General features: G+C 74.2%; 15 protein-coding genes. 12 read left to right on the plus strand and 3 right to left on the minus strand.

Annotated elements, in window-relative coordinates; translation table 11 throughout:
- Together ABD220_RS08850 and ABD220_RS08855 are read left to right on the plus strand one after the other, a co-directional pair.
- Window positions 1-340: integrase core domain-containing protein (locus ABD220_RS08850; protein WP_344121746.1), on the plus strand; the 340-nt coding region annotated here is incomplete at its 5' end.
- A 9-nt stretch (window positions 341-349) separates the two neighbouring features.
- Window positions 350-958: a mismatch-specific DNA-glycosylase gene (locus ABD220_RS08855; protein WP_344121748.1), complete on the plus strand. Its 609-nt coding sequence runs from the start codon at window positions 350-352 to the stop codon at window positions 956-958.
- A gap of 25 nt (window positions 959-983) precedes the next feature.
- On the opposite strand, the gene zupT is transcribed toward ABD220_RS08855, so the two are convergent.
- A complete protein-coding gene (gene zupT, locus ABD220_RS08860) occupies window positions 984-1,769 on the minus strand; it encodes a zinc transporter ZupT (protein WP_344121750.1) in 786 nt (261 codons plus the stop codon).
- Between the two features lie 100 nt (window positions 1,770-1,869).
- Between zupT and ABD220_RS08865 the strand changes: the two genes are divergently transcribed.
- On the plus strand, window positions 1,870-2,757 hold the full coding sequence (locus tag ABD220_RS08865) for an aminoglycoside phosphotransferase family protein (RefSeq protein ID WP_344121752.1): 888 nt from the start codon (window positions 1,870-1,872) through the stop codon (window positions 2,755-2,757).
- A 143-nt stretch (window positions 2,758-2,900) separates the two neighbouring features.
- Here the strand turns inward: ABD220_RS08865 and ABD220_RS08870 are convergent, their stop codons facing one another.
- A complete protein-coding gene (locus ABD220_RS08870) occupies window positions 2,901-4,484 on the minus strand; it encodes a cation:proton antiporter domain-containing protein (RefSeq protein WP_344121754.1) in 1,584 nt (527 codons plus the stop codon).
- Window positions 4,485-4,627: 143 nt separating this feature from the next.
- On the opposite strand from ABD220_RS08870, the gene ABD220_RS08875 reads away from it, so the two are divergent.
- From ABD220_RS08875 to ABD220_RS08895, 5 genes are all read left to right on the plus strand, one after another.
- On the plus strand, window positions 4,628-6,019 hold the full coding sequence (locus ABD220_RS08875; RefSeq protein ID WP_344121756.1) for an MFS transporter: 1,392 nt from the start codon (window positions 4,628-4,630) through the stop codon (window positions 6,017-6,019).
- Entirely contained in the window at window positions 6,016-7,116 is a 1,101-nt protein-coding gene (locus tag ABD220_RS08880; RefSeq protein ID WP_344121758.1) for a winged helix DNA-binding domain-containing protein, read from the plus strand. Before ABD220_RS08875 ends, ABD220_RS08880 begins: the two co-directional genes overlap by 4 nt.
- 75 nt (window positions 7,117-7,191) lie before the next feature.
- The gene (locus ABD220_RS08885; protein ID WP_344121760.1) at window positions 7,192-7,890 is read left to right on the plus strand and encodes a maleylpyruvate isomerase family mycothiol-dependent enzyme; all 699 of its coding nucleotides are present in this window, start codon (window positions 7,192-7,194) and stop codon (window positions 7,888-7,890) included.
- 339 nt (window positions 7,891-8,229) lie between these two features.
- A complete protein-coding gene (typA, locus tag ABD220_RS08890; protein ID WP_344121762.1) occupies window positions 8,230-10,143 on the plus strand; it encodes a translational GTPase TypA in 1,914 nt (637 codons plus the stop codon).
- A gap of 37 nt (window positions 10,144-10,180) precedes the next feature.
- On the plus strand, window positions 10,181-11,536 hold the full coding sequence (locus tag ABD220_RS08895; protein ID WP_344121764.1) for a PIG-L family deacetylase: 1,356 nt from the start codon (window positions 10,181-10,183) through the stop codon (window positions 11,534-11,536).
- A gap of 19 nt (window positions 11,537-11,555) precedes the next feature.
- Here ABD220_RS08895 and ABD220_RS08900 read toward each other — a convergent pair whose 3' ends face one another.
- Entirely contained in the window at window positions 11,556-11,846 is a 291-nt protein-coding gene (locus ABD220_RS08900; protein WP_344121766.1) for a putative acetyltransferase, read from the minus strand.
- A 71-nt stretch (window positions 11,847-11,917) separates the two neighbouring features.
- Between ABD220_RS08900 and fdxA the strand changes: the two genes are divergently transcribed.
- The 4 genes from fdxA to ABD220_RS08920 all read left to right on the plus strand — a co-directional run bounded on the left by fdxA (window position 11,918) and on the right by ABD220_RS08920 (window position 15,324).
- Window positions 11,918-12,250 carry a ferredoxin gene (gene fdxA / locus ABD220_RS08905; RefSeq protein WP_058872613.1) on the plus strand — a complete coding sequence of 111 codons (333 nt, stop codon included), beginning with the start codon at window positions 11,918-11,920 and terminating at the stop codon, window positions 12,248-12,250.
- Window positions 12,247-13,392 (plus strand): succinyldiaminopimelate transaminase, encoded by a 1,146-nt coding sequence (dapC, locus tag ABD220_RS08910; RefSeq protein WP_344121769.1) that lies wholly within the window; start codon window positions 12,247-12,249, stop codon window positions 13,390-13,392. The genes fdxA and dapC overlap by 4 nt, the downstream gene beginning before the upstream one ends.
- A 164-nt stretch (window positions 13,393-13,556) precedes the next feature.
- Window positions 13,557-14,855 carry a citrate synthase gene (locus ABD220_RS08915; protein ID WP_344121771.1) on the plus strand — a complete coding sequence of 433 codons (1,299 nt, stop codon included), beginning with the start codon at window positions 13,557-13,559 and terminating at the stop codon, window positions 14,853-14,855.
- Window positions 14,856-14,958: 103 nt separating this feature from the next.
- A complete protein-coding gene (locus tag ABD220_RS08920) occupies window positions 14,959-15,324 on the plus strand; it encodes an A1S_2505 family phage non-structural protein (RefSeq protein ID WP_344121773.1) in 366 nt (121 codons plus the stop codon).
- The last annotated feature ends 16 nt before the right edge of the window (window positions 15,325-15,340 follow it).

Consider the following 15,340-nt stretch of genomic DNA (forward strand, 5'->3'; position numbering starts at 1 on the left):
CTACTTCGCCGACCACGGCATCACCGGCATCGAGCGGGTGATCACCGACAACGCCTTCGCCTACCGGCACTCCACCGCTTTCCGCGCCGCGGTGGCGGCCCTGGGGGCGCGGCAGAAGTTCATCAAACCGCACTGCCCCTGGACCAACGGCAAGGCCGAGCGCCTCAACCGCACCCTGGCACGCGAGTGGGCCTACACCCGCGCCTACGCCACCAACGACGAACGTGCGCAGGCCTTGCCGAAATGGCTGGAGCACTACAACCTGGAGCGACCCCACACCGGCATCGGCGGCCTGTGCCCGATCGAGCGCATCAACAACGCTGCGAGTCAGTACAACTAGCCTGTGGCCATGGCATCCCCGCACGCGTCCGGCGGCGCCCGGCCGAGCCGGGCGGACCTCGAGGCCGCCCGGAACACGACCCTGCCCGACCTGCTCGGCCCCGGCGTGCGGCTGCTGATCTGCGGCATCAATCCGAGCCTGTGGGCCGCGGCCACGCAGGCGCACTTCGCCCGGCCCGGCAACCGGTTCTGGCCGGCCCTGCACGACGCCGGGCTCACCGGCCGGCTCGTGGACTGCTCGGCCGGGATGAGCGCGGCGGACCGGGAGCACGTCCTGGGCCGGGGCCTCGGCATCACGAACCTGGTGCGCCGGGCCACCGCCCGGGCCGACGAGCTGGACCCGGCCGAGTTCGTGGCCGGCCGGGAGCGGCTGGCCGGGCTCGTGGCCGAGCTACGCCCCGCCGTCGTCGCAGTCGCCGGGGTCACCGCCTACCGGCACGCCTTCGCGGATCCGAGGGCGGCGCTGGGGCGCCAGGACCGGGAGCTGGCCGGGGCCCAGCTGTGGGCGCTGCCGAGCCCGAGCGGGCTCAACGCCCACGCGTCCCGAGCGAGCCTCGCCGCCGCGTTCGCCGAGGCCGGCCGGGCTGCGGGCCTCCCGGCCGCCCGCCCGCTCCCGTGACCCGGTCCCGGGCGGCGCGGGCGGCTCAGACGAACAGGAGCAGGCTGACGGCCATGACCGCCATCCCGGCCACCAGCCCGTAGACCGACAGGTGGTGCTCGCCGTACTCCCGGGCCGTGGGCAGCAGCTTGTCCAGGGAGATGAACACCATGATCCCGGCCACGCCCGCGAACACGACGCCGAAGAGGGTGTCGTCGAGGAACGGGAGCAGGACGAGGTACCCGACCACCCCGCCGACCGGCTCAGCCAGACCCGACAGGAACGCCCAGCGGAAGGCCCTCCGGCGGCTGCCGGTGGCGTGGTGGATCGGCACCGCCACGGAGATCCCTTCGGGGATGTTGTGCAGCGCGATGGCCACGACCACCGGGATCGCCACGGACGGCTCCTGCATCGCCGCCACGAAGGTCGCGAAGCCCTCGGGGAAGTTGTGGATCGCGATCGCCACCGCGGTCATCGTCCCCATCCGCATGAGCCGGCGCTGCCGCCCGGCGTCGTCGTGCGGGTACTCGTGCGGGTTGGCCCGGGCGGGCACGAGCCGGTCGATGACCGCGATCAGGAGGATCCCCGCGAAGAACCCGCCCGCCGTGGCCCACGCCCCGGAGCGCTGCCCGAGCTCCGCGACCAGGGCGACCTGGGCCTTGACGAAGATCTCGATCATGGACACGTAGATCATCACCCCGGCCGAGAAGCCGAGGCTCACCGCCAGGAACTTGGCGTCGGTGCGCCGGGTGACCAGGGCCAGGAAGGCGCCCACGCCCGTGGCCAGCCCCGCGAACAGCGTCAGGCCGAAGGCGAAGAGCAGCTCGTGCACGGGCGGGTGGACTCCGTTCCGGGGCGGGGTGGGGCGCTCGCAGTCTAGCGAACGGCGCGGGCGCCCCCGGGGCCGCCCGGCGGTGGGCCAGAATGGTCCGATGACGACTTCCGCCGGGCGGGTCCCGGGAGCGGACGGCCGCCCGGCAGGCGTCCCGGCCGGGCTCGCCGACCGGTACACGACCGCGTGGGAGCTGGTCCCGGACGGGCGGGCGCGGAACGACGACGGCGCCCTGGTCCTGCCGGTGCGCACCCGCGCCGGGGAGCCGGCCGTGCTGCGGCTGTCCCCGCCGCGGCCCGGCGCCGAGCACGAGCACCTGGCCCTGCGCGTGTGGGCCGGCCGCGGGGCCGTGCGGCTGCTCCGGGCGGAGCCGGCCGACCGGGCGCTGCTGCTCGAGCGCACCGCCGACCGGGACCTGCACGACGTGCCGGTGCTCGAGGCCTGCCGCGTGCTGGGGGAGCTGACCCGGGTCCTCGCCCGGCCGCCGCGGCCCCCGTTCCCGCGACTGTCCGAGATCGCCCGGCGGTGGCAGTCGGAGCTGGCCGGAGCCGTGGGGCTCGACGCCCGGTTCCCGCGCCGCTTCCGCCTCCAGGCCGTCAAGAACCTCGAGCGGCTCCGGCGCGACGAGCTGGACGCGGCGCTCGTGCACCAGGACCTGCACTACGGTGCCGTCCGCGCGTCGGCGCGCGCGGCGTGGCTGGCCGTGGGGGCCGATGCGGTGGTCGGCACGCCCGAGTTCGGGCTGGTCCCTGCCCTGTGGCACCGCGCGGACGAAGCCGGGCACGGCGGGGCGCTGGCGGCGGCCCTGGCGGACCGGATGGAGGCCCTCGCCCTGGCGGCCGGCGCCGACGAGGAGCGCCTCCGGGCGTGGGTGCTCGTCCGGTGCACGGTGGCGGCCCGGGACGAGGTCGCCCGTCCCACCGGGGCCCCGCACCGGGAGGTCAGCCGGCTGGTGCAGCTGTGCAAGGCCGTGCAGCGGGGCGCCTGACCCGGTCCGCGGCCGGCCCGCGCCCCGGGGAACGGGGCGGCGGCGGGCACCCGGCCCGGCCGGCTCGCAACCGGGCGTGCCGCCGCGGCGTTCGGTCGGGTCGGCGGTCGGTCGGGCCGGCGGTCGGGCCGGCGGGCCGGCGGTCAGTCGGGCCGGTGGCCGAGGGCCTCGACGGTCTCGGCGGCCAGGGCGATGCCGGCGCCGCTGTAGAGGTTGAAGACCGTCCGGACCCCGTGCCCGCGCAGCTCCTGCACCTCGTCGTCGTACTGCGCCACGGCGGCCACGGCCCCGGCGAACCCGGACTCGGTGAGCTGGCGCAGGGCCACGAGGTTGGAGCCGTGGAAGGGCATGGCCAGCACGGCGACCTGCACGTGGCCGGTCGCGAGCACCCGCTCCCAGAACTCCTGGTCGGTCGCGTCCGCCTCCTGGACGTCGAAGCCCTGCGCCCGCAGCCTGTCCACGCGGTCCGTGGCGTTCTCGATGCCGACCACGGAGAAGCCGTGCTCCTCGGCGAGCTCCCGGTAGGTCGCCTGACCCACCCGGCCCATGCCGAGCACGAGGACGTCGGCGTGGCCGATGTCGATGGGGCGGTCCTCCGGGTGCAGCTTGTCGTCCGGGTGCTCCGGCAGCCGCTGGGCGAGGGTGCTGGTCAGGGAGGAGCCGCGCCGGTTGAGCAGGGCCGAGACCATGAAGCTCAGGGCGACCGCCACGGAGAGCATCACCAGCCAGTCCTCGTCGAACATGCCGGCGGAGACGCCGATGGCCCCCACGATCAGGGCGAACTCGGAGTGGTTGCCCAGGGCCAGGCCCGTGCGCAGGGACGTGCGGCGGCGCAGCCCGAACCCCCACAGCAGCAGCACGAACAGCATCACCTGCACCGGCAGAAGGGCCAGCAGCAGCACGCCCATGGTGACCATCTCGAGGGTCGGCATCCCGTGGAAGCCGATCGAGACGAAGAAGGCGACCAGCAGGAGATCCTTGAGCGTGAACAGGGTCCGGGAGAGCTCGCCCGCGTTCGCGTGCGAGGCCAGGAGCATGCCCACCAGGAGCGCGCCGAGGTCCCCCTTCAGGCCCACGGCGGAGAAGGCGATGTAGCCGGGGACCAGGGCCATGAGCACCCCGAACAGGGCCTGCAGCTCGCCGTGGCCGATCCGGTCCCAGACCCGGCGGAACAGCCACGCCGCCGGCAGCAGCAGGACCAGCCCCAGGGCCCACGGGCTCGGCGGGGTCTCGCTCGTGACGGTGATGAAGACGACCGCGGCGAGGTCCTGGATGATGAGGACGCCGATCGCCACGCGCCCGTAGAGGGACGTGGTCTCGCTGCGCTCCTCGAGGACCTTGAACACCAGCACGGTGCTCGAGAAGGACAGGGCGAACCCGGCCAGGAGCAGCGCACGGAGGTTCTCGCCGGGCAGCTGCAGCCCCACGAGCATGAGCAGGCCCAGGAATCCCGCCCCGAGCGCCGTGCTCAGGACCATGTGGATCCCGGCCGTCCCCCAGATCTCCTTGCGCAGCAGGGACCGGGCGTCGAGCTTGAGACCGATGCCGAACAGCATCAGGGTCACGCCGACGTCGGCCAGCTGGTCGAGCACGGGGAGCCGGTCCACGCCCAGACCGTTGAGCACGAAGCCGGCGGCGAGGAATCCGATCAGGGGCGGCAGACGTACGAGGACGGCCAGAGCGCCGGCCCCGAAGGCGACGACGAGATACACGGCGACCGTGGACACAGGCAGCTCCCTCGCCGGCCGGTGATGGGACCCTCCCAGTCTAGAGCGGGTCCGGCTCCTGCTCCCGGACCGGCAGAGGGTGCCCGGCGGCCCGCACCGCCTACAGTGGTCGCAGCACCGCGCAGCGAGGGAAGGACCGGAGCATGCAGGAGAACCAGCGGCCGGCCGGCGCCACGTCCGCGCCGACACGGTCCCAGCGGCTGGACCGGCTGCCGTTCACCACCGAGCACCGGAAGTTGCTGGTCGGCTCCGGTGTCGGCTGGGCCCTGGACGCCATGGACGTGGGGCTGATCTCGTTCGTGATGGCCGCCCTCGCGCAGGAGTGGGGCCTGGGCTCCGGGGAGCTGTCCCTGCTCGCCTCGATCGGCTTCGTGGGCATGGCCGTGGGTGCCAGCCTCGGCGGGCTCCTGGCCGACCGGCTCGGCCGGCGCCAGGTCTTCGCCCTGACCCTGCTCGTCTACGGCACGGCCACCGGCGCCTCCGCGCTCGTCGGCTCCCTCGCCGCGCTCGTGATCCTGCGCTTCGTGGTCGGACTCGGCCTCGGCGCCGAGCTGCCCGTGGCCTCCACCCTCGTCTCCGAGTACGCCCCCCGGCGGATCCGCGGCCGCGTGGTGGTGATCCTCGAGTCCTTCTGGGCCGTCGGCTGGATCCTCGCCGCCCTCGTGGGCTACTTCGTGGTGCCGTCCTCCCCGGACGGCTGGCGCTGGGCGCTCGTGGTGGGCCTCGTGCCGGCCCTCTACGCGGTGGTCGTGCGCCGGGCCCTGCCGGAGTCCGTGCGCTTCCTCGAGCACCGCGGCCGGTCGGACGAGGCCGAGGCCGCGGTGCGCCGGTTCGAGCGGGCCCGGCCCCTGGGCCGGTCCCGCGCCGAGACCTCCGCGCAGGCCCGGGCCGCCGAGGAGACCGGCCCGGGCCCGGCGGACGGGGCGGCGGGGATCTGGGCGCCGTCCCTGCGGCGGCGCACGGCGGCGCTGTGGACGGTGTGGTTCTGCATCAACTTCGCCTACTACGGGGCGTTCACGTGGCTGCCCACGCTCCTGCTCCAGCAGGGCCTCACGCTGACGACCTCCTTCGGCTACGTCCTGGTCATCACCCTCGCCCAGCTGCCCGGCTACGCCGCGGCCGCCTGGCTCATCGAGGTCTGGGGCCGCCGGATCACGCTGGCCGTGTTCCTCGGGGGCTCCGCGGCGAGCGCCGTGCTCTTCGGCATCGTGTCGACGGGCAGCATCGTGCTCCCGTGGCAGGTGATCGGCTCCGGCATGGCGCTGTCCTTCTTCAACCTGGGCGCGTGGGGCGCGCTGTACGCCATCGGCCCCGAGCTCTACCCGACCGCGCTGCGCGGGACGGGAACCGGGGCAGCGGCGGCGTTCGGCCGGGTCGCCTCGATCCTGGCCCCGCTGGCCGTGCCGGTGCTGCTCGCGCTCGGCGGTGAGCGCTACGACGTCGCCACCGTCTTCGCCGTCTTCGGCGCCGCCTTCCTCGTGGCCGCGCTCTCCGCGTTCGTGCTGCCCGAGCAGCGGGGACGGGCCCTGCAGTGACCTCCCCGACCGTCCTCACCGATCGGGAGATCGGCCTCGCGCGGCTCGCGGCGCACGGGCTCGTGCGCCCGCAGGACGTGGCGCCCGAGGACGTGGTGCGCGCCCTCGGGGCCGTCCAGGCGCAGGACCTGCCCGGCGCCCTGGTGTCGGTCGGCCTGCGGCGGTCCCGCGGCTCCGACGGCCTGCGGCAGGCCTTCGACGACGGCCGGATCGTGCGCACCTGGCCCATGCGCGGGACCCTGCACCTGGTGCCGGCCGAGGAGCTGCGCGAGTGGCTGGCGGTCCTGGGCCCGCGCACCGTCGCCTCGACGGCCGCCCGGCGCCGGGCCCTGGGCATCGACGAGCGGCTCGACGCGGCCCGGGAGACCGCGCTCGCCGCGCTGCGCCACGGCCCGCAGCCCCGCGCGCGCCTGCACGCCGCGTGGGAGGAGGCCGGGCTGCTCGGCGAGCCCGGCCGGGCCTACCACCTGATGCTCGCCCTGCACCTGGACGCGACCCTGTGCATGGGCCCGCTGACCGCGGACGCCCGGGACCAGCTCGTGGTGCCCGTCGCGGACTGGGTGCCGGCGGCGGGGGAGGGGGCCGCCGGGGCGGGCACCGGCGGCCCCCCGCCCGTCGTCGAGCGCTGGGTGCGCCGGTACCTGCGCGGCCACGGCCCCGTCTCCGTCGCGGACGCCGCCCGGTGGGCTGCCCTGCCGCAGTCCGCGGTGCGCGCCGCGCTGACGGGGATGGACGGTGTCGTGGCCGTGCACGACCGCGGCGGCCGCGAGCTGTGGTGCGCCCCCGAGGTGCTCGGGGGCCCCGCACCCGGTGACCGGCGCGCCGCCGGGGTGTTCCTGCTGCCGCCCTTCGACGAGTACGTCCTCGGCTACGGGGACCGGTCCCACGTGCTGGCCCCGGCCCACGCGACGCGCATCGTCCCCGGCGGCAACGGCGTCTTCAAGCCCACCCTCGTGGCGGGCGGGCGGATCGTGGGCACCTGGGCTCGCGTGCGCGGCGCCGGGGGCGCCGAGCTCGCGCTCGACCCGTTCGGGGAGCTCTCGCCCGCCCGCCGCCGGGCCGCCGAGCGGGCCTTCGCGCGGCTGCCCGCGCTCTGAGCCGAGACGGAGCCGGTATGGGTCCCGGCACCCGGGCGGTGGCCCGGCCCGTCCGGCCCTGGATAGGCTGAGCCCATGAGCAAAGCCACCCGCCTGCACTCGGACCTCTCCCGGCTCGGCCGCGAGACCGAGATGTTCCTGGCCACCACCGCGTCCCTGTCCGACGACGAGCTGGCCGCTCCCTCGCTGTGCGACGGATGGCGCCGCGCCGACGTCGTCGCCCACCTCGCCTCCAACGGGCGCGCCCTCGTCCGGCTCGTCGACTGGGCCGTCACCGGGCAGGAGCAGGCCCCCTACGCGTCGGCGGAGGCACGGAACCAGGAGATCGCCGCCCTGGCCGCCCTGCCCCGCGAGGAGCTGGTCGGGAAGGCGCGCGAGGCCGCGTCCTACTTCGCCGAGCAGGCCCAGCGGCTGTCCGGGGAGCTCGCGGTCGAGGAGGTGCACCTGCACGGCAAGCGGATCCCCGTGACCTCCATCGTGGCGCTGCGCAACGCCGAGGTCGTCGTCCACCACCACGACCTCGACACCGCCTGGACCATCGAGGAGGCCGACCCCGACTCGCTGCTCGACGCCCTCGAGGCCGCCGTGCGCACCATGCGCGCCAAGGGCGCCCCCGGCATGACGCTGGTGACGGAGGAGCGCGACGAGTGGGTGATCGGCGACGGCGCGCTGCGCGTCGCGTCCGACCGGGAGGGCCTGCTCGAGTGGCTGGCCCGGGGTAGCGGGGACAACGTCGAGGCCGACGGCCCGCTGCCCGTGCTGCCCGCCTGGTGACAGCACGCCCCGGGCGCTGCCGCCGGCCCGCGGCGCCCCGGGCCTGACGCCAGCCGGCGAGCGGCCCCGTCCACCGGGGCGGCCGTACGCGCGGATCCCGGATCCATCGGGAGGATCCGTGCCGGGACGGGGCGCCGCGCGGACCGGGGACGGGGGAGTCGGCGGGGTCACAGGCGCCCGGGGTGCCGCCCGGGCGGGCCCGCGGGGTAGAATGGTCTACGGCCCGCTGAGCGGGCGCTCCCGCCCGGGTCCCTCCGGGTGCGCGGCGGCGCCCCGGCCGCACCCATCGGGAGGGCTGCACCTCCCCCCGCATCTCCACCCGAAGAGAGACCCACGCGTATGCCTGTCACCTCCACCACCGCCCAGCGCGCCGACCTCCGCAACGTGGCCATCGTGGCCCACGTCGACCACGGCAAGACCACCATCGTGGACGCGATGCTCCAGCAGACGCACGCGTTCTCCGCCCACGGTGAGGTCGAGGAGCGCGTGATGGACTCCGGTGACCTGGAGCGCGAGAAGGGGATCACGATCCTCGCCAAGAACACCACGGTGTTCTACGACGGTCCCTCCGCGAACGGGGAGACCATCACCATCAACGTCATCGACACCCCCGGCCACGCCGACTTCGGCGGCGAGGTCGAGCGCGGTCTGTCCATGGTCGACGGCGTCGTGCTGCTCGTGGACGCCTCCGAGGGACCGCTGCCCCAGACCCGCTTCGTGCTGCGCAAGGCGCTCGAGGCGAAGCTGCCCGTGATCCTCGTGGTCAACAAGGTGGACCGCCCCGACGCCCGGATCGAGGAGGTCGTGGGCGAGTCCATGGACCTGCTCCTGGGCCTGGCCTCCGACATCTCCGAGGACGAGCCGGACCTCGACCTGGACGCCGTCCTGGACGTGCCCGTGGTCTACGCCGCGGGCCGCGACGGCCGGGCCTCCCTGGCGCAGCCCGAGAACGGCGGCCTGCCGGACAACGAGGACCTCGAGCCGCTGTTCGCGACGATCATCAAGCACGTCCCCGCGCCCTCCTACGACCCCGAGGGCGTGCTCCAGGCCCACGTGACCAACCTGGACGCCTCCCCGTTCCTGGGCCGGCTCGCCCTGCTGCGCATCTTCAACGGCACCCTCAAGAAGGGCCAGACCGTGGCCTGGGCGCGGGCGAACGGCGAGCTCAAGAACGTGCGGATCTCCGAGCTGCTGACCACCAAGGGCCTGGACCGGGTCCCGGCCGAGTCCGCCGGCCCCGGTGAGATCGTGGCCGTGGCCGGGATCGAGGACATCACCATCGGCGAGACCCTCACCGACCCGGAGAACCCGCAGCCCCTGCCCCTGATCACGGTGGACGACCCCGCGATCTCCATGACCATCGGGATCAACACCTCCCCGCTGGCCGGCCGCGTCAAGGGCGCCAAGGTCACCGCCCGCCAGGTGAAGGACCGCCTCGACAAGGAGCTCGTCGGCAACGTCTCGCTCAAGGTGCTCCCCACCCAGCGCCCCGACGCCTGGGAGGTCCAGGGCCGTGGTGAGCTGGCCCTGGCCATCCTCGTGGAGCAGATGCGCCGCGAGGGCTTCGAGCTGACCGCGGGCAAGCCGCAGGTGGTCACCAAGACCGTCGACGGCAAGGTGCACGAGCCCTACGAGCACATGACCATCGACGTGCCGGACGAGTTCCTCGGCGCCGTGACCCAGCTGATGGCCGGCCGCAAGGGCCGCATGGAGGCCATGGCCAACCACGGCACCGGCTGGGTGCGCATGGAGTTCAAGGTCCCCTCCCGCGGCCTGATCGGCTTCCGCACGAAGTTCCTCACCGAGACCCGCGGCGCGGGCATCGCCTCCTCCTACGCCGACGGCTACGAGCCGTGGGCCGGGGACATCGAGTACCGCACCAACGGCTCGATGATCGCCGACCGCGCCGGGGTGGTCACCCCCTTCGCGATGATCAACCTGCAGGAGCGCGGCTCCTTCTTCGTGGAGCCGACCTCCGAGGTCTACGAGGGCATGATCGTCGGCGAGAACTCCCGCGCCGACGACATGGACGTGAACATCACGAAGGAGAAGAAGCTCACCAACATGCGTGCGGCCTCCTCCGACACCTTCGAGAACCTCACGCCCCCGCGCAAGCTCACCCTCGAGGAGTCCCTCGAGTTCGCCCGCGAGGACGAGTGCGTGGAGGTCACCCCGGAGGCCATCCGGATCCGCAAGGTGGTCCTCGACGCCAACGAGCGACTGAAGGCCAACCGCGCCCGCGCCCGCGCCTGAGCCACCACCCCAGCAGGCGAGCGCAGCAGGCCCGGTCGTGACCCAGCCCGTCCCGTACTACCCCGAGCAGGGCGTCCTCGTGCGCGAGGACGCCCTGCCGGGACTGCTGCCCGCCGGACTGCGCCCGGAGGACGCCCGGCTGCTGTTCGTGCACGCCCACCCCGACGACGAGTCCATCGCCACCGGCGCCACCATGGGCCGGTACGCGGAGCTCGGCGCGCAGGTCGTGCTGCTCACCATGACCCGCGGGGAGCGCGGCGAGGTGATCCCCGAGCCCCTGCGCGGGCTCGAGGTCGGCCGTCCCGGCTGCACCGACGACGGCACCGCCCTGGGCCGCTACCGCGTCGGGGAGCTCGACGACGCCGCCGCAGCGCTGGGGGTGGCCGAGCGCTTCTTCGCGGGCGAGCCCCCCGCCCTGGACCCGGCCGCGGGCTTCGCCGGCGGCACGGGCCACTACCACGACTCCGGCATGTCCTGGGGCCCCGACGGCAGGGCCGCCCCCGCGGACGACTCCTCCCCGCACAGCCTCACCGCGGCCTCCGCCGAGGAGGCCGCCGCGCACGTCGCCGCGGCCGTGCGGGCCGTCCGCCCGCACGTGCTCGTCACCTACGACGACGACGGCGGCTACGGCCACCCCGACCACGTCCGCACCTCCGCCGTCGCGGTGCGCGGCGCCGCACTGGCCGCCCGACCGGGCACGGACGCCGACGGGGCGCCCGTCGACCCCTGGCGGACCCCCCTCGTGTGGGCCGTCGAGGGCGAGGCACGGCCCGAGGACCCGCGGCCGCAGGCCGCGGTGCACGGCTCCGCCGGGCGCAAGCGGGCCGCCATGGCCGCCCACGCCACCCAGCTGGTGCTGGCCGAGGACGGCTCGCGCTTCGCCCTCTCCAACGGGGTGTGGCAACCCTTCAGCGCCCTCGAGACCTACCGGCTGCTGGCCGGGGACCCCGACGCGGTCGTCGCGGAGGAGGCGGCGTCCCCGCCCGCCCGGGCCTCCGTGCCCTCGGCGCTCGTGACGTCCGTCGCGGCCGGCGCCGTGGCGGCGTCCGTGGCCACCGTCCTGCACGGCGCCGTCTGGCACTCCGGCGCCGGGTGGTGGTTGCCCTGGGGCCTGCTCTTCGCGACCGCCCTGCTGCTCAGCGTGTCCCTGTGGGTGGGCACGGCGACGCGCCGTGTGTGGGCGGCCGCCGTGCCGGGACTGATCGGCTACCTCGTCTCCTGGCTCTTCGCCTACGGCGGGGACGGCTCCGTGATCGTCGTGACGAACCCCGGCACGCCCGTGGGGATCCTGGGCCTCGTCTGGTTCGGGCTGGTCTTCACGGTGACGCTCCTGTCCGTGCTCGTCACCGCCGGCTGGCTGCGCGCCCGGCGGCGGCGCACCGGCGCTGCCTGAGCACCCGGCCCCGCGGAGCTCAGCCCTGGCGCGGACGGCGCCGTGGCGGCGCGGGCGGAGCCACCCGCGCGGCGCGGATCTCGCCGGCGCGGATCAGCACGTCCCCGCGGCGGGTCCGCACCGTGACGGCCTCCTCGTCCGCGGCCAGCAGCTCGCCCAGGGCGTCCGTGAGCGGCAGGCCGGAGGCGTCGTCGGCGGGCAGGGCGTAGCGCACGCTCACGCGCGTACCAGCAGGCAGGCCCGCCAGCAGACCCAGCGCCGCAGATGACGTCCCGGACGGCGATGTTGAGCCGGATGTCGGTTGCTCCATGGCTGTCATCCTAGCCAGGGCTCCGTGGCTAGACTGGTCGGAGCAATCCCAGCAGAAAGGTTCGAACCCCCGTGACCTACGTCATCGCCCAGCCCTGTGTCGACGTGAAGGACAAGGCCTGCGTCGAGGAGTGCCCCGTCGACTGCATCTACGAGGGGGAGCGCTCGCTCTACATCCACCCCGACGAGTGCGTGGACTGCGGTGCGTGCGAGCCGGTGTGCCCCGTCGAGGCCATCTACTACGAGGACGACACCCCCGACGAGTGGGCCGACTACTACAAGGCGAACGTCGAGTTCTTCGACGACCTCGGCTCGCCCGGCGGCGCCGCGAAGCTCGGCAACACGCACACCGACCACCCGATGATCGCCGCGCTGCCGCCGCAGAACCAGGACGTCGCCCTGTGACTCAGGGGGACAGGTCCTTCGGCCTCGCCCTGCCCGACTACCCGTGGGACACGATGGCGCCCTACCGCGCCGTCGCCGCGCAGCACCCCGGCGGGATCGTGGACCTGTCCATCGGCACCCCCGTGGACCCCACGCCCCTGGTCGTCCAGGACGCGCTGGCCGCCGCCGCCGACGCCCACGGCTATCCGACCACCCACGGCACGCCCGCCCTGCGCGAGGCCGTCGTCGCATGGTACGCGCGCCGCCGCGGCGTGCCCGGCCTGGACCCGGCCGCGGTGATGCCCACGGTCGGCTCCAAGGAGCTGGTGGCCTGGCTGCCGCTGCTCCTCGGCCTGGGCCCCGGCGACGTCCTCGTGCGCCCCACGGTGGCCTACCCCACCTACGACATCGGGGCCCGGCTGGCGGGCGCCGAGGCCGTGGCCGCGGACGACCTCGACGAGCTCGACGACGACGTGCTCTCCCGCGTGCGCATGGTGTGGCTGAACTCGCCCGCCAACCCCACCGGCATCGTCCGGGACGCGGCGTCGCTGCGGCGCGTGGTCGACCGGGCACGCGCCCTCGGTGCCGTGGTGGCCTCCGACGAGTGCTACGCCGAGCTCGGCTGGGGCGTCTGGGACGCCCAGCAGGGCGGCACCCCGGTGCCGTCGGTGCTCGACCCCCGGGTCAGCGGAGGGGACGACTCGCTGCTGCTCTCCGCGTACTCGATGTCGAAGCAGTCGAACGCGGCCGGCTACCGGGCGGCGTTCCTCGCCGGCGACGCCCGGATCATGGCGAGCCTGGTCAACTCCCGCAAGCACGCCGGGATGATCGTGCCCGCCCCGATCCAGGAAGCCATGCGGGTCGCCCTGGGGGACGACGCGCACGTGACCGCCCAGAAGGCGCTCTACCGCTCCCGCCGGGAACGCCTCGTCCCGGCCGCCGAGGCCTTCGGCCTGCGGGTCGAGCACTCCGAGGCCGGGCTCTACCTGTGGTGCACGGCCGGGGAGGACACGTGGACCACGGTGCAGCGCTTCGCCGAGCGGGGTGTCGTGGTGGGCCCCGGGGTGTTCTACGGCACGGCCGGCGAGGGGTACGTGCGCCTCGCCCTCACCGCCGCCGACGAGCGGATCGACGCCGCCGCGCAGCGGCTCTGCCGCGCCTGACACGCTCCGCCGCGGCGCCGGGATTGGTCCCTGCGCGGACGGAGCAGGTAGGTTGGAGCCTGACGATCGCTGTGTCCCGGGGCGCGGCTGTGCCGCGCCGACGAAGGCGTCCGGCACGGCGACCACGGGCGCCGGACACCGACATCCACTCGCGGAGGACGAACATGACTGAGTCTGCACAGAAGACCGGGACGGCCCGGCTCGACTACGGGAACGGCAGCCCACTCGAGCTGCCCATCCAGGACGCCACCGAGGGCAACCGCGGGTACGCGATCACGAACATGCTCAAGGAGACGGGCAACGTCGCCTTCGACCCCGGGTTCATGAACACGGCGAACGCCCGCTCCGCCATCACCTACATCGACGGCAACAACGGGATCCTCCGCTACCGGGGCTACCCGATCGAGGAGCTGGCCCAGCACTCCAACTTCATCGAGACCGCCTACCTGCTCATCTACGGTGAGCTCCCCACGCCCAGCGAGCTCGAGGACTTCGACACCCGGATCCGCCGGCACACCATGGTCCACGAGGACCTCAAGAGCTTCTTCAACGGCTTCCCGCGCAACGCCCACCCCATGCCCGTGCTGTCCTCGGCCGTCTCGGCGCTGTCCACGTTCTACGCGGACTCCCTCGACCCGTTCGACCCGGAGCAGGTGGAGATCTCCACCATCCGACTGCTCGCGAAGGTGCCCACGCTGGCCGCCTACGCGTACAAGAAGTCCAAGGGCGAGCCGATGCTCTACCCGCAGAACGACCTCAACTACACGGAGAACTTCCTCCGCATGTGCTTCGGCGTGCCCGCCGAGGACTACGAGATCGACCCGGCGATGGCGAAGGCCCTGGACGTGCTGCTGATGCTGCACGCGGACCACGAGCAGAACTGCTCCACGTCCACCGTCCGGCTCGTGGGCTCCTCCCACGCCAACATGTTCGCCTCGGTCTCCGCGGGCATCAACGCCCTCTACGGCCCGCTGCACGGCGGCGCCAACGAGGCCGTGCTGGCCATGCTCAACCGGATCGAGACGCAGGGCGTCACGCCCGAGGACTTCATGGAGCAGGTCAAGAACAAGGAGTCCGGCGCCCGGCTCATGGGCTTCGGCCACCGGGTCTACAAGAACTACGACCCCCGGGCGCGCATCGTGAAGGACTACGCCCACGAGATCCTCGAGAAGCTGGGCGGCAACGACCAGCAGCTCGAGATCGCCATGCGGCTCGAGGAGAAGGCCCTCGCCGACGACTACTTCGTGGAGCGCAAGCTCTACCCGAACGTGGACTTCTACACGGGCCTGATCTACAAGGCGATGGGCTTCCCGGAGAAGATGTTCACCGTCCTCTTCGCGATCGGCCGGCTGCCCGGCTGGGTCGCCCAGTGGCGGGAGATGATCGAGGACCCCGAGACCAAGATCGGCCGCCCGCGCCAGCTCTACGTGGGCGAGGGCGAGCGGCACTACCCGCAGCGCTGAGCGGTCCCGGGCCCGGCGCCGGCCACCGCCGGGCCCGTCCCCGCCGGGGCGCGGGCCCGGCGGTCGCGGTTGCGCGCCGGATCCGCCCCGGTACCGTGGTGGCATGAGCGAGCAGCGGCACACCCCGGACCGGATCACCGAGCTCGGCCCGGACGACGTCTTCGTCTTCGGCTCCAACGCCCGCGGCGCCCACCTCGCGGGCGCGGCGCGCACCGCCGCCGAGCACTTCGGCGCCGTCATGGGCCAGGGGCACGGTCTGCAAGGGCGCTCGTACGCGATCGACAGCATGAGCGGGCTCCCGGAGCTCGAGCGGGAGGCGGCGGCGTTCGTGGCCTTCGCCCGGGAGCACCCCGAGCTGACGTTCTGGCTCACCCGGGTGGGCACGGGCATCGCCGGCCACGACGAGCGGCGGGTGGCCGCCCTGTTCGCCGACGCGCCTGCCAACGTGGTCCGGCCCCGGGGCTGGTGAGCACCGGGGCCGGAGC

Origin of the sequence: Kocuria aegyptia (assembly GCF_039530085.1) — a bacterium.
Classification (GTDB): Bacteria; Actinomycetota; Actinomycetes; order Actinomycetales; family Micrococcaceae; genus Kocuria; species Kocuria aegyptia.